The 24,277-nt window shown below is 42.8% G+C and carries 18 protein-coding genes and 1 pseudogene; 9 read left to right on the forward strand and 10 right to left on the reverse strand.

Annotated features, from left to right (window positions below):
* Positions 1–4: 4 nt before the first annotated feature.
* The 5 genes from ELZ47_RS09785 (at position 5) to ELZ47_RS09805 (ending at position 4,959) form a co-directional block, all read left to right on the forward strand.
* Positions 5–1,786, forward strand: coding sequence for a serine hydrolase domain-containing protein (locus tag ELZ47_RS09785; RefSeq protein ID WP_125332598.1), 1,782 nt, complete (start codon positions 5–7; stop codon positions 1,784–1,786).
* A gap of 16 nt (positions 1,787–1,802) precedes the next feature.
* Positions 1,803–2,468, forward strand: a complete 666-nt coding sequence (locus ELZ47_RS09790; RefSeq protein WP_125332600.1) for an HXXEE domain-containing protein — start codon at positions 1,803–1,805, stop codon at positions 2,466–2,468.
* 341 nt (positions 2,469–2,809) lie between these two features.
* A complete protein-coding gene (locus ELZ47_RS09795) occupies positions 2,810–3,409 on the forward strand; it encodes a TetR/AcrR family transcriptional regulator (protein ID WP_125332602.1) in 600 nt (199 codons plus the stop codon).
* A complete protein-coding gene (locus ELZ47_RS09800; protein ID WP_126435911.1) occupies positions 3,406–3,951 on the forward strand; it encodes a hypothetical protein in 546 nt (181 codons plus the stop codon). Before ELZ47_RS09795 ends, ELZ47_RS09800 begins: the two co-directional genes overlap by 4 nt.
* A gap of 60 nt (positions 3,952–4,011) precedes the next feature.
* Positions 4,012–4,959: an alpha/beta fold hydrolase gene (locus tag ELZ47_RS09805; protein ID WP_126435912.1), complete on the forward strand. Its 948-nt coding sequence runs from the start codon at positions 4,012–4,014 to the stop codon at positions 4,957–4,959.
* 97 nt (positions 4,960–5,056) lie between these two features.
* Here the strand turns inward: ELZ47_RS09805 and ELZ47_RS09810 are convergent, their stop codons facing one another.
* From ELZ47_RS09810 to ELZ47_RS09845, 8 genes are all read right to left on the reverse strand, one after another.
* Positions 5,057–6,496 (reverse strand): 6-phospho-beta-glucosidase, encoded by a 1,440-nt coding sequence (locus tag ELZ47_RS09810; RefSeq protein WP_126435913.1) that lies wholly within the window; start codon positions 6,494–6,496, stop codon positions 5,057–5,059.
* 212 nt (positions 6,497–6,708) lie between these two features.
* A complete protein-coding gene (locus ELZ47_RS09815; protein ID WP_126435914.1) occupies positions 6,709–6,969 on the reverse strand; it encodes a SemiSWEET family transporter in 261 nt (86 codons plus the stop codon).
* 250 nt (positions 6,970–7,219) lie between these two features.
* On the reverse strand, positions 7,220–8,794 hold the full coding sequence (locus ELZ47_RS09820) for an ATP-binding cassette domain-containing protein (protein ID WP_125332610.1): 1,575 nt from the start codon (positions 8,792–8,794) through the stop codon (positions 7,220–7,222).
* A 677-nt stretch (positions 8,795–9,471) separates the two neighbouring features.
* Positions 9,472–9,819, reverse strand: coding sequence for a VOC family protein (locus ELZ47_RS09825; protein WP_125330913.1), 348 nt, complete (start codon positions 9,817–9,819; stop codon positions 9,472–9,474).
* A 256-nt stretch (positions 9,820–10,075) separates the two neighbouring features.
* The gene (gene spxB / locus ELZ47_RS09830) at positions 10,076–11,851 is read right to left on the reverse strand and encodes a pyruvate oxidase (RefSeq protein WP_125330912.1); all 1,776 of its coding nucleotides are present in this window, start codon (positions 11,849–11,851) and stop codon (positions 10,076–10,078) included.
* Between the two features lie 309 nt (positions 11,852–12,160).
* Positions 12,161–12,793 carry an SGNH/GDSL hydrolase family protein gene (locus tag ELZ47_RS09835; protein WP_125330911.1) on the reverse strand — a complete coding sequence of 211 codons (633 nt, stop codon included), beginning with the start codon at positions 12,791–12,793 and terminating at the stop codon, positions 12,161–12,163.
* Positions 12,793–13,650, reverse strand: a complete 858-nt coding sequence (locus ELZ47_RS09840) for a Cof-type HAD-IIB family hydrolase (RefSeq protein ID WP_164549608.1) — start codon at positions 13,648–13,650, stop codon at positions 12,793–12,795. The genes ELZ47_RS09835 and ELZ47_RS09840 overlap by 1 nt, the downstream gene beginning before the upstream one ends.
* Complete coding sequence (locus ELZ47_RS09845) at positions 13,628–15,322, reverse strand: MutS-related protein (RefSeq protein ID WP_125330909.1); 1,695 nt, start codon at positions 15,320–15,322, stop codon at positions 13,628–13,630. Before ELZ47_RS09845 ends, ELZ47_RS09840 begins: the two co-directional genes overlap by 23 nt.
* Before the next feature lie 180 nt (positions 15,323–15,502).
* On the opposite strand from ELZ47_RS09845, the gene ELZ47_RS09850 reads away from it, so the two are divergent.
* From ELZ47_RS09850 to ELZ47_RS09865, 3 genes are all read left to right on the forward strand, one after another.
* Positions 15,503–16,144 carry a GntR family transcriptional regulator gene (locus ELZ47_RS09850; RefSeq protein WP_125330908.1) on the forward strand — a complete coding sequence of 214 codons (642 nt, stop codon included), beginning with the start codon at positions 15,503–15,505 and terminating at the stop codon, positions 16,142–16,144.
* A 247-nt stretch (positions 16,145–16,391) separates the two neighbouring features.
* The gene (locus tag ELZ47_RS09860; RefSeq protein ID WP_125330907.1) at positions 16,392–17,582 is read left to right on the forward strand and encodes a quaternary amine ABC transporter ATP-binding protein; all 1,191 of its coding nucleotides are present in this window, start codon (positions 16,392–16,394) and stop codon (positions 17,580–17,582) included.
* 14 nt (positions 17,583–17,596) lie between these two features.
* Positions 17,597–19,321, forward strand: coding sequence for an ABC transporter permease/substrate binding protein (locus ELZ47_RS09865; protein ID WP_126435915.1), 1,725 nt, complete (start codon positions 17,597–17,599; stop codon positions 19,319–19,321).
* A 105-nt stretch (positions 19,322–19,426) separates the two neighbouring features.
* On the opposite strand, the pseudogene ELZ47_RS12070 reads toward ELZ47_RS09865, so the two are convergent.
* Together ELZ47_RS12070 and ELZ47_RS09875 are read right to left on the reverse strand one after the other, a co-directional pair.
* A pseudogene (locus ELZ47_RS12070) lies at positions 19,427–21,556 on the reverse strand (transglutaminase domain-containing protein).
* Between the two features lie 273 nt (positions 21,557–21,829).
* Entirely contained in the window at positions 21,830–23,275 is a 1,446-nt protein-coding gene (locus ELZ47_RS09875) for a glycoside hydrolase family 1 protein (RefSeq protein WP_269460455.1), read from the reverse strand.
* Between the two features lie 105 nt (positions 23,276–23,380).
* Here ELZ47_RS09875 and ELZ47_RS09880 point away from each other — a divergent pair, with 105 nt between their 5' ends.
* The gene (locus ELZ47_RS09880) at positions 23,381–24,253 is read left to right on the forward strand and encodes an AraC family transcriptional regulator (RefSeq protein WP_126435917.1); all 873 of its coding nucleotides are present in this window, start codon (positions 23,381–23,383) and stop codon (positions 24,251–24,253) included.
* The last annotated feature ends 24 nt before the right edge of the window (positions 24,254–24,277 follow it).

Below are 24,277 nucleotides of genomic sequence, written 5' to 3' on the forward strand. Positions count from 1 at the left end.
AACTATGAAAAAAACATTTTCCCTAATCCTTTTAACTCTTTTGACTCTAGGACTCTTCCAGCCAGCTACGGCGCTAGCTGAGGAGTCCCAAAAGCTACCCTCTGGTATCGAACGGGACCAGATTGGCCAGAAAATCCAAGACTATGTCAAGGAGCATGAAAAGACAACAGCCGCTATGGAAACGGCAGTCTTTGACAAGGATAGCACCATTTACCAAGGCAATTTCGGTTATATGGATAAAGAAAAAGGCATCAAAGCTGACAACAGCAGCGTCTTTGATTGGGGCTCTGTGACCAAGCTGACCGTCTGGATAGCTGTCATGCAACTCTGGGAACAAGGAAAGATTGACCTAGAGGAAGATATCAAGACCTACCTGCCAGAGAATTTTCTTAAAAATCTGCACTTCGATAAAGCTATCACGATGCTGGATCTCATGAATCATCAGACGGGATTTGATGAATCTCTGTCTTACACAAAAGGTGATAAAAATATAGAGGAAAATCTACGCATGCTCCAGCCTGTCCAGTCCTTTGAACCTGGAACAGTAACCTCTTATTCCAATTATGGTGCTGGGCTCGCTTCTCTGATTGTCGAGCGGATTTCCGGTCTGACCTTTGCTGACTATGCCCACGAGCATATCTTCCAGCCGCTTGGCATGGACAAGACAGCTCTCCTACCGAACTTATCTGATAATCCCTATGTTCAGAAAAAACGTCAAGAATCTAAGGCCTATGATACAAAGGGAAATTCACTAGGGACAGCTTTTTATGAGTATGGTCTCTACTCAATTGGCCAAGCAGCCAGTACCTTGGAGGATTTACAGAAATTTGCTCAGGCTCTGCTGGGGCGCAAGGTTCTCTTTGAACGTCCAGAAACTTGGAATACTCTCTACAATCCCACTTCGACCTATCCAGGTACAGACATCGCCCGCAATGCCCACGGTTTCTGGATCAACGAATACGGAGTCAGCATCATTGGCCACGGTGGCAATACTGATGGTTTCAGCTCTCGTCTCATGCTAGACTTGGAAAGTGGCATCGGCTACATAGTCATGACCAATCAAAGCATGGAAGAGAATTACAACTACCAAATGCCTGAACTGGTTTTCGGAAGACGTAAAACAGCTGACGAAGATACCCAAAAGCAGTTTACACCAGGCTACTACCTTTCTCCACGTACCTTTCTCCATGGCCCCTTATCCTTTCTAAGACTCATGATGCCCTCAATAGAGAAGATTGACAATCCTGCTCAGAACCGAATCTTGAATACCAATTTTTGGACCATCTATAAGAGCAAGGGAAAGATTACAATTCCCGTCGCTGTGGTAGACTATGAAAAAATCTCTGCTTTCGACTACTATAAGGACTATATCATCGTAGGTTTAGGCATTCTTGGAATTGTCTATAGTTTTGGAACGCTCATCATCAGCCTTTTATTAGGAGCTTATCGCTTGATTTCCCGAAAAACGGTTGAGCACACAGACCGCACTTGGAAGGTCTGGAATCTACTGACTTCTCTTGGTATTCTGGCTGTTCCCCTAAACCTACTAATGATTATGATACCTTTGATGGCTGATGACCTTGATTCTCTAGCTCATTGGCGCTACATGCTCTTTGCTGCCTTGGGACTCCTGCTAACCGCTGCTGCTCTGCTGCCGCTTTTCAGAAAATCCAGGAAAAAGCTCAGCAAAGGCCGCCTCTTCCTGACGGCCATGACCAGTCTATCTGCTTTGGCGGTGGTCGCTAATATCCTTTACTGGTCCCTCTACCAGTGGTGGGTGCTTTGATAAATGAGGTGCTGTTATGTTCAAATTAATTTCTGTTTGGTTAAAAATCTGGATTCCCATTCTCTTTGCTATGGGAATCGGTATTCTCTTATATCTTATCACACATTGGACTACACTAGATGCTGGAAGCAGATTTGTCGCTATAATCTATGTCATGCTCCCTTTGCACTGTCTAGAGGAATGGAGATTTCCTGGCGGTTTTCATTATAACTACAACATGCTTCGGCGCTCTCGAAAGCCCGATCGCTATCCTATGAATCAATTTTCTGATATGCTGACTATTATGTTAGCTGAATTAATTGGTATTGTCTGTCTTTTCTACGGTGTCAATCAGATCATTGTCATCTGGAATCTTATCTTTTGCTTTTTTGAAATGATTGGCCACCTGATTTTTGGGTTCAATATGTACCGACGTTTTCGTACAGTAGGAAAAAGAACCATTTACAACCCAGGTTTTGCGACAGCGGTTGTCTTTACGCTTCATGCTCTCTACTATGTTCTGAGCCAGTATCCTACAAATCTCCCCAGTTTACCAATAATCATTTTAGCCATTATCAGTGGAACAGTTCTTGTAAGCAGTGTCGTTCTTATCCCTGAGCAACTGTTCAAATCAAAAGAGACTCCTTATCCTTTTGATAGCAACCGCTATTATGAAAAATATATCGCGAGAGAAAAAAACTGAGCTCCCTTCCCTATTTCATAATCTTCTTCAAAAATTCTATGAGAAGTCGAAGGCATAACTGAGTGACTAATATTCACCAAAAATCGAAAAGTGGCCTAGTTTTATTCTGCTATTTTAAGTTTGGACTTGCGATTCAATCAGACATATCTAATATTTGTTAGCTGCTATTTCCAACTCTGTCGCGACAGAAACAATATAGACACACCTGACCGGTCTCTCTGGCTTTCTATTTTTTGACCACTAAATTGTATTTAGTTTTTTCTTGATTTTTTATCTTTTATTTACTATAATATGAACAAGTTCATAAAATGAACACATTCATATTAAAAAGGGATTTAAAAATGAAAGTAAGTAAAAAAGAAAAAAATCGTCAAGCTATTTTAGAAGTGGCAGGGGAGCTGTTTCGCTCTAAGGGCTTTGGAGTAGTTTCTATGCGAGAGATTGCAGAAGTCTGTGATATAGCTACTGGAACTCTATATAATTATTTTAAAAGCAAGGGGCAAATTTTTATTGAAATAGTTATCCAGAAGCAGTTTAAGTTGACTACAAAATTTGATGAAAATGCTGAGACTTATGCAGAGCTTGTGGCAAGTATTAAAAAGCAGATTATATCTGATGTTGGCACTATAACTGAAGTTGAGAAGTCCGACTGGCAGAGCATTTTTCAAATCCTCACCTCTGATACTGATTCCAGTCAATATTTGAGCAACTTGCTGTATCTTGATAGTCAATATCTTCAATCAATTAAGACTTACTTGGAAAGCAAGGCTCATCTACTGCCAGAAAACTACCCAATCGACCTCCTGCTGGAAATACTTTATAACAATTTAGGGCTTTTGGTAATCCGATATCTTTATACGGATATGCCACCATCACTTTTAATGGAAAAAGGATTGGAACAGATAGAATTTATCATGGGGCAGGGAGGAATAAAATATTGAGAGATATTTGTACACCTAAGTTTTTACAGGAACTATTTGGACGGAAAACAAGCCTGATAACCATAGCTATCACGATGACCTTCTCTATTCTGGTAACTGGATTACTCTGGCGTCTTTCCTTGCCAGATCAGAATTGGCCGTTATGGCAATTCATCACTTTTTGCCTCTTATCTGTAGACATCAGCGGAGGAGTGATTGCTAATTTATCTCAAGGGACTAATCATTATTATCAGGAGTCTGTAAAACGACGATGTATTTTCCTCCTGATTCATATTCAGCCCTTACTTCTAGCTCTACTTTTTAATCAATCTTTACTAACCTGTACTATGGTCTGGCTTGGTGCGATGATAGGCGCTCTGTTTGTTAGCGAACTACTGAAAGATTGCAGGGAGCAAGCATTAACTGGTGCTTCTATGGCGGGGTTGGGTTGCATTCTTCTTATTAGTTACAGTAAATTGCCAATCAGTATGACAGCTCTTTTATCACTTTACCTGATTAAACTTCTATTCGCTTTTAGTGTAAATCACGATATGACCGCTTGAAGTAAAGATTATAAATAAAAGTATGCGAGTCTAAAATATGATGAACAGAAAGGAATTCCTATGTTGAAAAGAATCTTTATATTTGTCCTTAAAACAATCACTTGGCTGGTAGGACTCTTAGCTCTGGCCTTATTGGCTATCTTTCTCTATCACCGCTTTCAAATAGCTCAGGAAAGTAAACTCATTGAGAAGCCGATTGGTCAGCTAGTCGAGGTAGAGGGTAAGAAGCTCAATGTCTACACTGCCGGCAAGGGCAAGAAGACTTTGGTTTTCCTAGCGGGACTGGGCACCAATGCTCCGGTTCTGGATTTCAAGGCTCTTTATTCCAAGCTAGAGGATGATTATCGCATCGTCGTGGTAGAACGTCTAGGCTATGGTTACAGCGATGATGGAAACGATGACCGCTCATTGGATAGACAAGTGGAGCAGACACGTAAGGCCCTCAAAGCTGCTAAGATATCCGGTCCTTATGTTTTGGTTCCGCATTCGATTGCTGGTTTAGAAACGATTCACTGGGCCAATCATTACCCAGAAGAAGTAGAAGCTATTATCGGGCTGGATATGACCATGCCCCATACGGAGGTGGCCGACCAGCAGAAATTTTATGGTTCTTATCAGACTATCCAGCTGGGGAGAATGCTAGGCTTGGCTCGCCTACCGATTTTCTTTGATGAAAATAGCAGCCCAGCCATAAAGTCTGGGGCCCTCAATGATCAGGAAAAAGCTATCTTTAAAGCCTTGTTCCACCAGCGGTCAATCACTCAGGCGGTCATGAACGAAGTCAAGAATCGGAAGAAAAATGTTGAAACGATTAACAAAGAACCCGTGCCTCAGATTCCGACTCTTATCTTTGCGGCTGTCCAGAAAGGCGGAGAAGCTCCCAAGCTAGAGGAAGAGTTTGTCGCGCAAAATGCCCAAGCCAAACTTGTGACATTAGAAGGCTCCCACTATATCCATGACGAAAAGCCAGAGGAAATCGCCCAGCAAATAAAGGAATTCTTGAAATAATAAATCTTGAAAAGTATTTAAATTTCAGTTAGACTAAAGTTCCTATAAAACATACATACTTGAAAAAGGCTGAGACATTCATATCTCAGCCTTTTTTCTATTTCACAGATGCTCCGTTAGTCGCAATGACTTCCTTGTACCAGTCAAAGGATTTCTTCTTAGAGCGTTTGAGTGTTCCCTTGCCTTCATTATCCCGGTCCACATAGATAAAGCCGTAGCGCTTCTTCATCTCGCCAGTGCCGGCTGATACCAGGTCGATACAGCCCCAGGTCGTGTAGCCCCACAGCACCACACCGTCCTCATTGATGGCTTCCCGCATAGCCTTGACATGGGCAGCCAGGTAGTCAATCCTGTAATCATCAGCCACATAGCCATTTTCATCTGGAGTATCCACCGCACCCAGACCATTTTCCACGATAAACATGGGCTTTTGATAACGATCCCAGATGGTGTTAAGCGTAATGCGCAAGCCCAGAGGATCGATCTGCCAGCCCCACTCAGAAGCTTCCAAATAAGGATTCTTGAGAGAAGCAAAGATATTGCCCTCGGTCAGCTCATTGACCTTAGAGTCGCCCGAAGCCACCCGGCTAGAGTAGTATGAGAAGGAAATGAAGTCCACCGTATGCTCCTTGAGCAGCTGCAGGTCCTCTTCTGTCATTTCAACAGTAATGCCCTCGCGCTCCCAAGCTTTCTTGGCGTAGTTGGGATATTCACCACGCGCCTGTACGTCGATGAAGAAATAGTTTTTCCTGTCTTCCTCCATGCTAGCCCATACATCGCGTGGATGGCAGGTATTAGGATAATTTTGCCCTGCCGCCAGCATACAGCCGACCTTATTTTCTGGATCAATCTCATGAGCCAGCTTGGTGGCAATGGCTGACGCGACCAGCTCATGATGGGCCGCTTGGTATTTGACCTGCTCTTCATTTTCGCCTTCTTCAAAGCAGAGCCCCGCCCCCATAAATGGTGCATGGAGGATCATGTTAATCTCATTGAAGGTCAGCCAGTACTTGACCAAGCCCTTGTAGCGAGTAAAGAGAGTGCGGCAGAGACGCTCGTAAAATTCAAGCATGAGACGACTCCGCCAACCACCATATTGCTCAATCAAGTGCATGGGACAGTCAAAGTGAGTAATGGTCACCAAGGGCTCAATGCCGTACTTGTGACATTCCTTAAAGAGGTCTTCGTAAAATTTCAAGCCAGCTTCATTAGGCTCCAGTTCATCCCCCTTAGGGAAAATCCGGCTCCAAGCAATGGACAGTCGATAGGTCTTAAAACCCATCTCGCCAAAGAGGGCAATGTCCTCCTTGAAGTGATGGTACATGTCAATGGCTTCCTTAGCTGGGTAGAAATAGCCTTCCTCAAAGTCAAACATCTTTTTCTTACCCGTGATGATGGCTAGACGGTCCTTACCAATCGGTACCACATCTACGTTGGCCAGCCCGCGACCATCCACATCATAAGCACCCTCACACTGGTTGGCAGCCGTCGCTCCGCCCCACAAAAAACCATCAGGAAAAGTCAGTTTTTTGGTCATATCTCTACTCACTTTCTTATTTTAATTCTTTATCTACTTATATTATACTCCAATCTCAACACCTTTACTTGTGAAATGATGCTAAATAGCGGTACTATTCCACTATTTGAACCAGCAGATTTTCTATTTTTATTCTATCTTCAATTCTCCAAAATAGGTTCTCGTAAAAATTAGAAAAATGAGACTGGAAAACCAGTCTCCTCCTGTTTCTTTTAAATCAAAGCTGTGATAGCCGTTACTAAGCCAAAAACAATCCCAGGTGCATTGGCTGCTGCAAGTGGAATATCTCTTTCTTTTTTGAAAAGTCCATAATAGACCCAGAGACTGCAGTTGATTGCTGCAACCAAGGGCTGGATGAAATTCCCCTTTTGGCCAGCTAGATTGTTCATGATTTGTGGGAAGTAAGACACATATATCATAACAGACATGAAGGTCGCTACCCAACCCAGAATTTTCATTTGTTTTTCAGACATTTTTATAGCCTCTTTCATTTTTGCTGAATCTTGTTTTATAATCTTCTTTCAAAACAATCAAGTCTTTAAATCTTTTGTTATAAAGTTGTAAACTATCACAATCTTGTGATAAGAAAGAAGAGTGAGTTTAGAAAAAGTATATATAATCAGAAAAACGCATATTACTATGCATTGAAAAATCTTGATACTGGGTGTTTTATTGCTGAAATATTTACTTTATTTTCTGATAAAACTGACTTTTAAGCCAGATTCAATATTTTCCTAAATCTACAACTTGTTGATATCTACTTTCATCATCAATATGATGGGCAATTTCTAACATCATAACAGGAAGAGAAAATAGTAGTTCATGTACCATGAGGGCGTTTTCTTTATCTAGGGTTGCGGTCACTTCATCAGCCAATAACAGATTTTTTCTACGAAGAAGAAAACGTGCCAATTCAATCCTTACTCTTTGTCCCCCAGAAATATTCTCCCCGTTATTTTTGATAATAAAATCCATCCCACCCGTCAATTCAAAATCTAGTTTGACTTGTTTCAAAACAGCAAGCAACTCTTCCTCAGAAAATTCTTGTCCTAAGGTCAAATTATAACGCACTGTATCATTAAAGAGAAATGGATGTTGACTAATAATTCCTATACTGGATACAAAACTTGATGTACATTCATTAACAGTTGTAACGCCGATAATTTCTCCCTCATCTGCTATTTCTTCTCCAGTAATGAGTCGAAACAAGGTTGACTTACCACAACCACTCGGTCCTTTGATTAAAACTTTCTGACCTGCTTGAACATCCAAATTTAGATGAGTAAAAAGTTGTCTGTCACCATAGGATTTACTTAAATTTTTAATGTGTAGAGCATTCAATTCTTGCGCATCTTTTTTATCTATCTGTTTTACATCTCCAATTTCTAATACTCCAAAAATCTTATCTGCTGTCGTTTTTGCCCCTTGTATATCTACAGCATCATACATAATAGTCTGAATAGGGCTCACTAGCTGACCTGCTGCGATGTACATGGCAACAAGACTTGCCACTGACACTTTCTGCCCAGCCATAGCAAAGTAAAAACCTAAAACAAGTGGTAAAACTTGGCTTAAAAAGACCATGAAACCGTTGCAAAAGAAAATTATATTATGGGTAAAGCAAAATTTTTGAATGGCTAGTTGATAATGTCGATTAATCTTCCAAAATCTGTTCTGATTTTCAGAAATTGCTTGGTTCATGAGTAGAGTATGTGCTCCTCGGATACTATCAGATACTTGATTATGCACTTCTACTCTGCCTTGAGCCATGTCATCACCAGTATGTTTGAGTCTTTTACTCATCAAGAACTGAGGAATAGGACGTAAAATAGTGAAAAAGACAAAAATACTACCTAGTAACAAATTTTGCGAAATAATATAAATCGCTGTTAGTATTGCTACAAAGCTCCAGCAAATGATATTGACGTATTTTTCTAAGTAATTATCCCCCAAATACTCCATATCTTGTGTGAGCATGGTGATTTTTTCATCTTCGTTAAAATCTTTTTTTATCATCAGCTTGTCAAATAAATCTGCCCTCATATTCATTTGAATTTCACGTCGAAAAACATTATGTGTATGATTACAAAAGAGCATTAAGCTATACAAGACGAAGTATACTGTAAAGCCAAAAATAGCAAACTGTATGATTTTAGAATAAGTCAGTTCTCCTTGATTTAAGGACAAGGCTTGTGATACGACTAAGGGTTGAGCAAGAGCTAAACCTCCATTTGCCAGTGCACCGATGATAGTATAAAACTTCGTTTTCTTATCCAGATAGTGAAATATTTTATTCATAATGCCCTCCTAGAAAAAGAGAGAGGCTAGCACTCCTCTCCATTTTTATTATATAAACTTAACAAATATTACAATTATTGCTTACAACTTCAGGTTTTTTTACAACCTTTTTGTTTTTCTTGATAGACATTTTTGCTTACCCCTCTCTAGTCCACATCTAAAATAGCTTCATACAATTATTAATGATTATTCTTGCAATTTGATTGGTATTAAAATATACACTACCATCTTCAGTATCATACCTTAAGACATATCGTGATAATTTCATATTACCACCTCTTTATTCTTTGATTTCTTTAAATACATTATATACCTATTAAAATGATAATCCAAGCAAAAGTCAGAAAATTAGAAAGGTTCTATATTTTAATAATTTTCAATCAAGTACAAACTAATTTCAAATCTCCTTATCTACTACTATACATGCCTTACTATCACATTTCTGTTCGTAGAGACACAATCTCACTATTCCTTCCTCTGACGATTCTTATGTCCAGCGTCATACTTAAAACGGTCTATCACGAGACTGTTTTAATCCGTTACCTCACGATAGTCAAGCTCAGAAGTCACTATTAGGTTTACCTAAAAAAGACCGGGTTTCTCCGATCTTTCAATTGTTCATATTCTCACATTCTGTTTTAAGAATGATTAAGGTCAACTTCAAATGACTAATCGTCCTATTTCATTCGATAAAAATCAATGACTAGACCAGCAGGTCCTTTAACTAGCAAAGATTCTGTTCCCCAATCGGTTACAGCAGGACCGTGTAAAATCTCGGCATCAAACTCTTTCAACCGTTGATAGTTCTGCTCTACATCCTCAACCTCGATATGAAGAATGATTCCTGACTGAAAATTGTTCAAAGGAATCAGGTGATTTTGGGACAACATAAGACAATGACTGCCAATCGTAAACTGAGCAAAACTGTCATCAACATAATCGGCCTCTTTATCCAAAATACGCTCCAAGTCAGCACAGACTTGTAGAACATTTGAAACAATAATATCTAATTGATTTAAATTCATTTGTTATCCTCCACAAAAAGACCGGATTGCTCCGATCTTTTCAAGTTCCTCTCTATGAAAATCAAAGAATAAACAAGTCGTAACCAAGTTTGATGGCAAATCTTTGCTCATCAAACTACGAAAAATCCTTTGGGACTTTTTCTAGGCTCCGCACTAGATTCCATCATTGAAAATTAAGGTTTCAATGATGGAATCGTCGGAAGTAAACCTCCGAATGAGGTCTACAAATTTAAAATTTGATTTTCGACGAGAGGAATTATTTGATTGCGCGTGATTGCAACCCTTCTTCTTCCAAGAAGAGGCGGAATGGTACGAGTTCTTCTGCTTCGTATTTTTCCTTGAAGGCTTTGATTGCTTCTTCTGAGTGAAGTTTTGGATCGAGTTCAAGTACTTCTACTGGAAGTGGACGATGTTGCGTGATGCGGGCATCGATGACAACTGTCTTGCCTTCTTTGTTGAGTTTCACAGCTTCTGCAACGACTGCGTCGATGTCTTCGATGCGGTCTACTGTAAATCCAACAGCGCCTTGAGCTTCAGCGATTTTCGCGTAATCAGCGTTTGTGAAGTCTACACCAAACAAGTGTTTGTTTGTGTCTTCGTATTTGTTCTTGATAAAGCCGTACTCAGCATTTGAGAAGACAAGGTTGATAACTGGAAGGTCATATTGAACGTTTGTAATGACGTCTGGGTAGCACATGTTGAATGCTCCGTCACCCATGATGTTCCATACTTGGCGGTCTGGGTTGTCTTTCTTAGCAGCAATACCACCAGGAAGAGCGATACCCATTGTCGCAAAGAGTGGAGATGTACGCCACATGTTCTTAGGAGTCATGTGAAGGTGACGAGTAGATGTTTGAGTTGTGTTACCTACGTCGATTGAGTAGATAGCGTCTTGATCAGCGTATTTGTTAACTGCATTGTAAACTTGGTACAATTGCAATTCACCCTCAGTTTTACCTTCGAGTTTGTTCATGTAATCGCGCCAGTTTTGGTTGTTCTTAACGTTTGCACGCCACCATGGAGTAGACTCAACAGCATCTACCTTGTCAAGGATAGCTTGTGCTGCTTGACCTGCATCACCAAGGATAGAAGCGTCAAGGGCATGGCGTTTACCAAGTTTGTAAGGGTCGATATCCACTTGGATGAATTTTTCAGTATTCTTGAAGGCTTCGTAAACTTCAGCAAATGGGAAGTTTGAGCCAAGGAAAAGAACTGTGTCTGCTTCGAAGACCACTTCGTTGGCTGGTTTCCAACCAACACGGTAAGCAGAACCTGTCAAACCTTCATAGTTCCACTCGAAAGCTTCAAAGTTTTTACCAGTTGTGATGATTGGTGCTTTGATTTTACGTGACAATTCCGTAATCACTTCACCCGCTTTAACGCCGCCAAATCCAGCGTAGATAACTGGGCGCTCAGCCTTGTTCAAAATTTCAACAGCTTTGTCGATTTCAACTTCGTTCAAAGCAGGAGCGATGAATGAACGCTCATAAGAACCTGATCCGTAGTATGAGTTTTCGTCGATTTCTTGGAAACCGAAGTTTACTGGGATTTCAACAACAGCTGGACCTTTTTTAGAAACTGCAGCACGGCAAGCTTCGTCAATCACTTTTGGCAATTGCTCAGCGTAAGCTACACGTTTGTTGTATACAGCGATACCGTTGTACATTGGGTTTTGGTTGAGCTCTTGGAAGGCATCCATGTTGAGTTCGTTGACTGGACGTGATCCAAGGATAGCAAGGAATGGAGTGTTATCCATAGCTGCATCGTAAACACCGTTAATCAAGTGAGTCGCACCAGGACCACCTGAACCAACTGCAACCCCGATTGAGCCGCCGAATTTAGCTTGCATCACCGCAGCAAGAGCACCAGTTTCTTCGTGGCGAACTTGCAAGAAGCGGATATCTTTGTCTTCAGCTAAAGCATCCATAAGTGAGCTAAGTGTTCCTGATGGGATACCGTAGATTGTGTCTACGCCCCATGTTTTCAATACGTTGAGCATTGCTGCAGATGCAGTAATTTTTCCTTGAGTCATAATAACTCCCCTTCAATAAAATAAATTTTCAGTTGTTGAAAACATTTCCATTTGTGAATGAAAACGCTTCAAGAAACTTTACTCTATCAATTTATCATGTTTTTTCGCTCTTGTATAAGAATATGCTCAAAGATGATATAGAACTATTACATAACACAAAGCCCTAAATTTTTTCACAAAGTCCAATGTGTTTTATAATAATTTTCATAATCCCTTTGAAATCAAGCATCATTCACAGAAAAACTTTGTAAGTTAAGGAAAATAAAAAAGCTCTGTTCTGGAAAAACAGAGCCGTATTTTTTGAAGAAACTACAAATATTCCTGCAAAACCTTGGACAGGGCTGCATAGCCAGCAATGGTCAGATGGAGGCCGTCTGTTGTGTAATCTGGGCGCAGCTGACCTTCCTCGTTCAGAAAAGCATCGTAGAGATCGATAAATTGGACATTCATGTAGGCGTTAGACAGCTGACGATAGGCTTGATTGAGGGCCTGAATCTTTTCATTGCTACGGACATAGACCGTGCTCTTATAGCCTGGAGCTTCATTGACCGGCAGGACCGACAGCAAACGGATCTGAGCCAGAGGATAATCACGAGAAATCTCCTGAATAACGGCTTCTAAATTAGCCAACGTTTCTGTCTGAGAAATCTCCTTTCCAATGTCGTTGGTACCTATCAGAATAAAGACCTTATCCAGTGCCTGCCCAAAGAGATGGGCATCCAAATGCTCTAAAAGTAAATCAGTCTTATAACCCCGAATACCGCGGTTGACCAGTCTTTTATCCGTCTGTAAGAGCTCCTGGAGCGGATAGTATTCTACAATGGAGTCTCCGATAAAGATGATGTCTGGCTCCTTGACGGAGAGTTGATTAAGCTCTCTGTAGTTTTGCTGCAATTTTGCCTGCTCCTTGAGAAGCCATTCTTCTAATAATTGTACTGCCATTATCCTTTTTCCTCTTCTAAGTATTGCTCAATCACCTGTAGAACCCCAGCTTCTGTATTTGCTGGCGCTAGGTAGTCCGCTGTCTTTTTGACCCGCTCATCACCATTTTCCATAGCGTAAGAAATACCAGCTAATTCAAGCATTTCTATGTCATTTTCACTATCGCCAAAAGCCATGATTTCCGAGCTTTGAATCTGCCACTTAGCCATCAGCTGCTGCAAGCCCCAAGCCTTGTGCATCCCATCTTGGAGGATGTCAATGGCTCCGTAACCACTGGCAACTGCGCTCAATCGTCCTGCAAAATGCTGATTAATCAGACGAGCATGCTCTACTGCTGCAGCTTCTTCCACCATCATACTCATTTTCAAGACCTTGTCAAAGGGATAATCCTGAAGGCTAGGCACAAAATTCATCCGCTTATAAAAAAGCTGGGCCATTTCCTTAGTCATGACTTTTTCAATCAAGGGAAACTCTGTTCCCTCCTGAACAAAGCCGCCTCTTTCAGAGGTCACAACCAGCTGAAGCTCCCTTTCACGACCGGAAAAATAAGCCAGCGCATCCCTTATCAATCCGGCTTCCCAGAAGCTGCTCATGCTTAGCTGGTTCTTTTCAAAAATCCTAGCTCCGTTGGCGACTACCAAAGTCATTCGTTCTACCAAATCTCCCAATAGCAGACGCATCCGTGGAATTTCATTACCAGTAGCCACCACAAAGCGAATGTTTCTCTTATCTAGCTCATCTAAAATAGTAGTCAGACGCGGCAAATCCAGCTGTCCCTGTCCGTCCAGCAAGGTTCCATCCATATCTGTCGCTATCATCTTTACAGTCATCTTTTTATCCATTTCTATTTTTAGCATCTGGCTTAGATTGTACCTTTTCCAGCAAACTCCAGTTACCACTGGCTTCGTAGGCGGTGATTATCTCCCTAGCTGTATCCGTAATCTCTTCTGGATAGTTCAGGCTCTCTAGTGTATTAACCGCATTCTTGGTCAAAGCGCTGCCTTTCTTAATCTTATAGTCAAAGACAATCTCTCCTGCTATATATTGACTGTCAAAGTGATATTGAGCATTGAGCTGACCAGAGGCTGCTACCAATTCCACATCATGGCTCGAAATCATGTAAAGACAGGGTTTCTGAGCTAGCCAATCAATGATTGCTAGCCCTGCACCTATCCGCTCAACAGTATTGGTTCCTTTAAAAAGCTCATCGATGAAAAAGTAGTGCAAGCCCTCTTCTTCCAAGGAATCTATCATGCGCTCAATAGCCCTGCTCTCAGCGATAAAGTAACTATCCCCAGAGCCGATGTCATCGGTCACATCCATTGAGCTCAAGACATGACCATGCTGCAAGGTCATCTTCTCTGCGCAGGCAAAGCCTAACCCCTGAGCCAAGATAGCATTGATAGCTGCTATTCTCAGGTAAGTCGATTTTCCAGAAGCATTATCACCACTAATCATCATATTCTTAGAAAAGTCCAAATCATTGCTGACAGGTCGCTCTAAGAGTGGGTGATAGAGACCCTTGCCCTTCATTCCAGATGAGCTTGTAAAACTAGGTTTCGCATAAATTGGCAGGCTTTCCTTGTAGTTAAGTACAGCAATCGCTGCCTCTAAGCGACCTAGAATCTCCAGCACTTGCCTAGCCTGTTGATTGGCCTTGACCAGACGATTGGAGATATAGGCCTGAGCCAACTGAGGTATCAGCAAGACGGAGTTGAGATAAAGATAGAAAATCTCCAGCTCAGAGGCACCCGACTGGGGCCGAAAGACTTCTCCAAAAAGCTTTATTCGGCTGAAAGAAGCCAACGCTTCTTTCAGGGCAGCTTGCTGGGGCAAGGGCAGGCGGGCAATCTTTTTACCAATATAGAAGATCCGTACCAGATAGCTCATGCTGTCCAACTTCATCTCGAGAGACCAGCGCGTGGCCATGGAGTAAACAATATTAAAGGCCATGCTGATGATGAGAACTATGTATCCCAGACTTGGATTGATAAAATAGAGGAAAGGAGAAAGTAGCGGAATCGAAGCCAAAAATAGGTATAAACTTCTCCTGTGATTAGCTTGAGCTGGTTTATAGATCAGTTTCTTTGCTTGATTGTGATTTTTCTTGCCAATCTCAGAAAAAAGTAGCTGCAGCTGACTGCGCACCTCTGGATGCTGAGCCAAATAGGACTGCAAATCATCAAATTCCTGATCTGCCTCGAAATGTAGCATGCGGAGTTTGCTGTAAAGGTACTCTGAACCTAGACTGGATTGAGCTGCTGTATCAATATCCTGAAAAATATCAAAAAAGTCCAAGTCTCCCCAAGTCTGGTCGTCCACCAAACTATCATAGGTTCCAGCTTCTTCGTCTAATAAAAAGGACTCATATAGACTGGACTCACTGTCTGGCCGGCAATCCACCCGTTCACGACTTCCCCAAGCAGTAGCTAAACGTTTCTTAAAACGAAGCTTTCTCCGAATGGCAGAGACTATGACAAGCACCAGTACCGCCAAAAAGCCCGGTAATACCAAGATAAATTGTGACATAAATGTCCTCACCCCTTCCAGAAAACCTCTGACTTTTAGACATATTATACTACTTAAAAAAGTAAAAAGAAAGGCAAGAAGAGGCGGATAAGACGGTTGGTTTTACAATGGGCACTTTTCAATCTTCCAGTTTTATATTATAATCATAGCTATATTCCTGTCGTAAAATTGGAGGTCCTCATGAGCAAAAAAGAAGTCGCATTCCCACGCTACCAGCAGATTGCTGTCGCCATTGCCGAGCGAATCGTTGACGGCAAATATCCCATCGGCAGCAAGATCTATGCCCGCTCTACCCTAGCCAGCAATTTCAATGTCTCCCCTGAAACAGCCCGCAAGGCTATCAATGTGCTAGTAGATCTGGAAATCATGGAAGTCCGCCATGGCAGTGGAGCCTTCATTTCCTCCAAGGAAAAAGCTCAGCAGTTTCTCGAGACCTATAAAGATGTTAACTCTCTGCAGGACCTCAAAAGCAAGCTTCACCAGAGCATCCAGCGCCAAGAGGAAGAATTTGCCAACTTTTCCCAGCTGCTTAATCAGCTTCTAAGCCGAACTAAGGATGTCCAGCAACGCTTCCCTTTCAATCCCTACGAGCTCCAGCTCTCAGCAGACGCCATCAACCTAGGAAAATCTATCAATGAGCTCAATATCTGGCACTCGACTGGCGCTACCATTGTCGCAATCCAGCAGGGCGACCAACTCCTAATCTCGCCTGGTCCTTATACCAAGCTGGAAGCCGGCAATACTATCTACTTTGTTGGCAACGAATTATCAGTCGGTTTGATGCATAATTTATTTTTTAATGAAATTGAAACAAACAAGTGAAACTTCGCTTGTTTTTTCTTTGTCAAAAAAACAGAATAGACAGGCAAATCCGCTGTCTGACAAGGTTTTTATGACTTTCAGAAATATTCCAGAAAATCACCCTCCTTTTTTATAATAGTCGAAAAAAGCCGTTCTGACGGTCTTTTGGGTTTGACAAAGTGACCACACGATGTTATACTGTGATGGTCTTTTAAGTGACAACTTTATAAAATAAACATGTAGTCACTTTTGCAAAAGGAGAAATACGTTGAATAAACTAGAAGTAAAACATTTGACTAAAATTTTCGGAAAAAGGCAAAAGCAGGCACTAGAAATGGTGCAGCAAGCCAAAAGCAAAACGGAAATTTTAGAAAAAACCGGTGCTACTGTCGGAGTTTACGATGTAAACTTTGAGGTTCAAACCGGAGAAATTTTTGTCATCATGGGACTGTCCGGTAGTGGGAAGTCTACCCTTATCCGCCTGCTTAACCGATTGATTGACCCGACATCAGGCGACATTTACATCGACGGCCAAGATGTGGCTAAGATGAACGAAGAGGAGCTGCGTGAGGTTCGGCGCCACAAGCTCAATATGGTCTTTCAGAACTTCGGACTCTTCCCGCATCGGACTATTCTAGAAAATACTGAGTTCGGTCTGGAAGTCCGAGGTGTTGATAAAGAGGAGCGCACGCGCCTAGCTGAACAAGCTCTGGACAATGCCGGTCTCCTGTCCTTCAAGGATCAATACCCCGATCAGCTCTCCGGTGGGATGCAGCAGCGGGTTGGCTTAGCTCGAGCTTTGGCCAACAATCCTGATATTCTGCTCATGGACGAGGCCTTCTCAGCTCTAGACCCCCTTATCCGCCGAGAAATGCAGGATGAGTTACTAGATCTGCAGGCAGAGCATGAGCGTACTATTATTTTTATCACCCACGATCTCAATGAGGCCCTGCGTATCGGTGACCGTATTGCTATTATGGCAGACGGTCAGATTATGCAGATTGGCACTGGTGAGGAAATATTGACCAATCCAGCCAATGACTTCGTTCGAGAGTTCGTTGAAGATGTGGACCGCTCCAAGGTCTTGACTGCCCAGAATATCATGACAACGCCACTGACCACCAACATTGACATTGATGGACCTACCGTGGCTCTCAATCGCATGAAAAAAGAAGAGGTCAGTATGCTGCTGGCTGTGGATAGGAAGCGGCAGCTCAAGGGCAGTCTAACTGCCGAAGCCGCCCGCGATGCCCGCAAGCAGCATCAAGCACTGGCTGAAGTGATTGATAAGAACGTACGCAAGGTTACTCAGGAAACCCTGATTACCGATATTTTCCCGCTGATCTACGATTCACCAGCGCCTCTGGCCGTTGTAGATGATAAGGACAAGTTAGTCGGCGTTATTATCAAAGGTCGAGTCATCGAAGCCTTGGCCAATACTACTGAATCTGAAGAATAAGGGAGGTTCGCATTTTGGATATTTTACAACAGCCAATCCCCGTTTCTCAATGGGTTGAGGCCTTTACTAACTGGGTAACTGATACCTTCTCCGGACTTTTCTTGATCCTTCAGGCTATCGGAAATGCCATCATGAATGGAATGACAGATACCCTGCTCTTCATTCCGCCCCTGCTCTTCATCGCAGTCATCACTATCTTTACCTATTTGATTTCCAAGTGTAAGCTAGGGCTACCCCTGCTCACCTTCCTAGGCCTGTTCTTTGTTTACAACCAAGGTCTCTGGGAAAATCTTATGAACACTGTGACCTTGGTCATCGTCTCCAGTGCCATTTCCATTATCATCGGTATTCCACTGGGGATTTGGATGGCTAAGAGCAACCGTGTCGAAGCCATTATCAAACCCTTACTGGACTTTATGCAGACCATGCCGGCCTTTGTCTACCTGATACCTGCCGTGGCCTTCTTCGGTATTGGTATGGTGCCTGGGGTCTTTGCCTCTGTCATCTTTGCCCTGCCACCGACTGTCCGCTTTACAAATCTAGCCATTCGTCAGATTCCAACCGAGCTAATCGAAGCGTCAGACTCTTTTGGGGGCACTGGCAAGCAGAAGCTCTTCAAAGTCGAGCTGCCTCTGGCTAAAAATACCATCCTAGCTGGAGTCAATCAGACCATCATGCTGGCTCTGTCCATGGTCGTTACTGCCTCTATGATTGGGGCGCCAGGGCTTGGCCGCGGCGTTCTTTCCGCCCTGCAGCATGCCGACATCGGTTCCGGCTTTGTCAATGGGGTATCTCTAGTTATCCTGGCCATTATCATTGACCGCCTGACCCAAAAGCTCAACCAGCCTCTGGCTAAAAAATCACCGGTCACTGCCAAGGAAAAACGCAACAAGATTATGCTCTGGTCTGCTCTGGCTGCTGTCATCCTGACAGCCTTTGTCGGAAATCAAGTGACCAAGCTTCAGCAAAGCAAAAAAGAAAAGGTCAACCTTGCCTATGTTGAATGGGACTCCGAAGTTGCCTCAACCAATGTCGTAGCGGAAGCTCTCAAGGAAATGGGTTACGATGTCACCATCACACCGCTGGACAATGCCGTTATGTGGAAGTCCGTTGCTAATGGCGAAGCCGATGCCATGGTTTCTGCCTGGTTGCCGACCACCCACGCTGCTCTCTATGAGGAGTACAAGGACAAGCTAGTGGACTTGGGGCCAAACCTTGAGGGCGTTAAAACAGGGCTAGTCGTACCAAGCTATATGGATGCCGACTCCATCGAAGACCTGTCAGACCAAGCAAAGAAAACCATCACAGGTATTGAGCCCGGTGCTGGTATCATGACCGCGACTGAGAAGACTTTGCAAGAATACAGCAATCTCAGTGGCTGGAATCTTTCTTCTTCCTCAACAGGAGCCATGACCACTGCTCTGGATCAAGCTATTAAGAATAAAGAAGATATCATCGTAACCGGCTGGTCACCTCACTGGATGTTCTCCAAATACGACCTCAAATACCTCAAGGATCCTAAAGGAAGCATGGGTGGCAAGGAAGCTATCCACACTATGACTCGAAAAAATCTAGACAAGGACTTACCAGAAGTCAATAAGGTCCTAGACAACTTCAACTGGACTCAAAAGGACATGGAAGAAGTCATGCTTAAGATTAACGAAGGCAGCTCACCAGAAGCTGCAGCCAAAGAGTGGATCAAAAACCACCAGAAAGAAGTCGAAAGCTGGAGGAAATAAAAGCATAGAAAACCCTGAGATAACAGTATCTCAGGTTTTTTGATTGGCTTCTTCCTTGCCTTACAAGACTTTGGCATCTTTTAAAGATTTCTTCTATTTGGAGCATCATTCTTTAATAGCATCTTCGTATCTGTCAAAGGCATAGTGGCTCTGTGCGTAGAGTGGATTATCCATGGCCAATAGCAAGTATTCGTTTTCTGTTTTATTGCTGTCTCCATCAGAGTCATTCCAGGTAACATCTAAAGCCAGCCACTGACCATCTACTTTTGCGAAGTTCCAAGCATGCGGGTCAAAATCATCTGTATTTCCACTCACATACATGGTTTCGAGACCAGCTTCCTGAGCAAGAGCCTGGAAGGTTACAGCATAAGCTTGACAAACTCCCTTACCCTCAAATAGCGGACCAGTAATATCAAAACTAGAAGCATACTTACGAACAACGTCCTGCATATCTTTATATGCTTTTGAAATAGCCTCTTCTGATTCTTTATTCTCAATAGATTTTTTATAATTTAAGATGCCTTGGTAAGCAGTCTTATCATAGCTAATATGCTCAATTAAATACTGATTAATTGCCTCAATCTTTTCTCGGTCGCTCATCTGGTCTTTGATGATGTCTTTGACAATCTCTTTGACCTTTTTACGGGCTTTCTTATATTTGGCTGTTTCGTCAGCATCATATTTAAAGTGTACCACACGCTGCTTGCCATCAATGGTAGGGAGCACTCCCTGCTGAATTACCGGATTTTGATCCAAGACATCGCTAATCAATTCACTGACATCTCCTTCACTCAGCTCTGGAAACTCACTGTAATCGACATATTCTGCATCGGACAGAAGGGCCTTGGCAAAATATTCCTGCGCTGCACTTCTGGCTGCCACTCTTTCCTCAATATCACTAACATCATGAACGACTGTTTTACCCTTGAGATCCAAGTCAGCCTGCTCTACACTGATATATTTCTCTGAAACACCAGACTTGCTTTCCTCTTTATTGACCTTTTCATTATGCTTATCTACAACAGGCTGGACTTCTTCGACACTGGCCTGTTCAATGAAAAAGTCCGTTTTGACAGTAGGCATGCCCTTGATAGAGACCAGACATCTGACATCCCGACCTTCTTTTTCAATTTTTTCATAGACGATTGGAAAGTTCTGAGTCTGGCCATCCATCATCTGCAGTGGTGCTTCTTCAGGAATGTTTCCCTTCTGCCGTAGGGCGGAAACCTGGTCAGAAAAAGTCCGAAAATCGATTTGATTCGGCATCAGTTTCGCAAAGCTATCAGATGAGATAGGATTGCTAATCGTGCCTAAAGCTTCTTTGTCTTTGAGGGGAACAACAAGGAGTTCATAAGGCTTTTTCTCAACCGTTTTCTTACTGTAATCCTGATCGTAAGCCTGCAGCAACCGTTATCTGGCAAGTATCGGATCATCTCCGGAACGGCCGCCGTTGCGGCTATCATAGTGGGTAGGCAAATCTGTCCGATACACTGTCGAAGTGACCCGATCGACCTCTTTATAGTTATAAAGACCTGTCTTGGTATCACTGCCAGGTATGGTTACATACTCTCTTTTTATAATGGAATAAGAGTCCGCTCCCGGTACTTCCGTCCATTCCAGCTGCAGGCGACCATCTCCGAGCAGACTGCTCTTGGTCTTCAGAGCTAGTTTATCGCGCCCTTTCTTATCTATCTTAACGATCCAAAGTTTTGGCTTTTTAAGCTTTTTACCTGTGCGCTCATCATCCCGTTGCAGCAAATAGAGCGTATCAAAGACACCCCAGCTCTCACCTTGCTTGGCTAGACCATATTCCGTATGCTCTCCATTTGCCTCCACTCTAGTCGCAGAGAAATGATAAGCTGGCTCAATCACTATCTGCCGCTTATCATTCAGCTTAAAGTCACCTCCTAAAATAGCTCGTAAGTTGCTATCCCCATAAATTTCAAAGGAAGAAATCAACTCAGTCTGTCCTGCATGGGGCAGTGTCTCAAAATCGTTAGGCTTTTGTACCTCTGTCGGAAATGTAATAGGCTCATTTTCCTTGATCTGAATGACCTTTTCTTGGACATCATAAGGAGTATTTTTGCTGTATTTTTCTCTCAGCTTACGAACACTTTCCGAAAATTGGCTGCTTTGCTCTCCCGGACCGCCACCATTCTTTTGAAAAAGACTGCAGCCCATCAGAAAACAAATCAACAGAGTAAGCAGAGAAATGAAACGGATTTTCCTACTCATGATTTTCCCTCCTGAAATAGATATTCTTAACATATTATACCATATTTTATTTGAGGCGTCTTTGTTTTTTGTAAACGGATTCATATATCTGTAATTTTGCAAATAAATTCTTACTTTTTTATAGAGACAGCTTTCCTCAAAACACTGCTTTTCCTCTAGTTGCTTTTAAATTCAAGAGGATTTAACCAATTCCCTTCTTAAAATATAGAAAAAACCAAGCCAGATAGAACTTGGTTAATTTTATAAGGAGCCATTCTATTTTATTTAAGTCATTCAATCCTGATAGAGACTGTCTCCATTCGTCGCAATGACTTCTTTGTACCAATCAAAAGATTTTTTCTTGTAACGGGCTAGAGTTCCGCTACCGTCATCGTTGCGGTCAACGTAGATAAAGCCGTAGCGCTTGCTGAGTTCTGCAGTGCTGGCTGAGACCAGGTCAATACAGCCCCAAGTGGTGTAACCTAGCAATTCTACGCCGTCTTCCAGCGCTTCTCCTACCTGCTGCAAGTGCTGTTTGAGATAATCAATGCGGTAATCATCTTCAACCGTTGGACCAGTTGGACCATCCACCAAGACATCCTTGGCCCCGAGACCATTTTCCACGATGAAGAGAGGCAGCTGATAGCGGTCATAAAAGCTATTTAACACCAAGCGCAGGCCGACTGGGTCAATCTGCCAACCCCATTCCGAGCTAGCCAGATGAGGATTTAGGATGCCACCTAAAAGATTGCCTCGGCCGGAAGAATAATTTTCCGGATCATGAGCCGCAACCACACTCATATAGTAAGAGAAGGAAATGAAGTCTACAGTATTTTCAGCCAAAAGCTCTTTGTCGCCCGGCGCAAACTGAATTTCAATGCCATTCTCTTTGAAGAAACGATTGATATAGGCTGGATATTTTCCACGCGCATGGATATCAGAGAAGAGATAGTTTTGATTTTCAAATTCCCGAGCTGCCAGCACATCTTCAGGCTTAGGCGTCATAGGATAGGCTGGCATAGCCAGAACCATACAGCCAATCTTAAAATCAGGATTGATCTCATGACCGATTTTCGTTGCCAAGGCAGAAGCCACCAGCTCATGATGGACCGCTTGATAGAGGTCCTGCTTGGACAGTTCTTCAGCTGGTGTGGCAATGCCTCCGCTCATAAAGGGCGCATGGAGGACAGAGTTGATTTCATTAAAGGTCAGCCAATACTTGACCTTATCCTTGTAGCGGGTAAAAACCGTGCGGACGTATCGCTCGTAGAAGCCAATCAAATCGCGGTTGGCCCAGCCATTGAACTGACGCGCCAAATGCAGGGGCGTTTCATAGTGAGACAAGGTAATCAGCGGCTCAATGCCATATTTGGCCAGTTCGTCAAAAAGATTGTCATAAAATTGCAGACCAGCTTCATTGGGCTCCGGCTCGTCCCCATTTGGGAAAATCCGAGACCAGGCAATGGAAGTCCGGTAGACCTTGAAGCCCATCTCTGCAAAGAGGGCAATGTCCTCCTTATAGCGATGATAGAAATCAATCCCTTCCAGTTTGAGATTATCTGCTGTCGGCCCCTCGGTAATCAAAGGATTGCGGTCACCTGGCTTGGCTGGCACTCCGCCTTTTGGAGTCACATCCTGAACAGACAGGCCTTTTCCATCCAGATTATAGGCACCTTCATACTGGTTGGCTGCAGTTGCACCGCCCCAGAGGAAATTCTGCGGAAATTTACCCATTTGCATTTTCTCGCTTTCGTTTTTTTTATATTTATATTATAATAGTTGTCAAACATATTTTCTAACACAATTATCTTAATAAATTGTACTATTCTATGAAAGAGTGTCCCCATGATTGATTTAGGCCAACTACATAAAAATACCGTTTTTAAAAACCAAGGAACCCCTTATTCTCTGACCCGCACCATCACTGAGAATGGTCATCCAGATATTCTTTTCCACTGGCATACCGATGTTGAAATGATTTATGTCCACGAAGGAAAAGCACAATTTCATATTGATGATGACTACTTTAACAGCGAAAAAGGTGATATTATCCTGATTCGCCCCAATGCCCTACACTCCATCCACCCCATCAACGACGAGCGCCATTATATGGACGCCATTAATTTTCATCTGGATCTGATGGGTTACTCTGCCATGGATCAGGCCAGCATCAACTACCTGCAGCCCCTCTACAATGGCCAGCTGGACTTGACTCATGTGATCAAGCCTACGGATACAGCCTATGCGGAGATTCGCCAGTGCCTCTTAGCAGCTATGGAAACAGGCTATTTCCGCAAATCTCACTACGAGTTTCAGCTCAAAGCCCAACTCAACCAGCTCTTCTACCTGCTCTTTGAGAACGGCTATGTCATTTCCAAAGACCTGTCACCCGAAGGCTATCGCAAGGAAGAAAAAATTCGCTCCATCATTGACTACATCAATACCCACTACCAAGAAGACCTAAATATTGACCAACTGGCTGGTATCTGTGGCTACAGCTCCACCCATTTCATGAACTTCTTCAAGAAGCATCTGGGCGTTTCCTGCATTGAGTACCTGATTCAATTCCGCCTGCGCAAAGCAGCCGAACTCCTGCAGCACTCTAACCTCTCTGTACTGGAAATCTCCAGCCAAGCAGGCTTTAATAACCTGTCCAACTTCAACCGCCAGTTTAAAAAATACTACCAAATGACACCAAGCCAGTATCGGAAGAAATGAGAAAAAGGCCTGTCCATATTATCG

It is taken from the genome of Streptococcus sanguinis, from assembly GCF_900635155.1.
Taxonomy (GTDB): Bacteria; Bacillota; Bacilli; order Lactobacillales; family Streptococcaceae; genus Streptococcus; species Streptococcus sanguinis_G.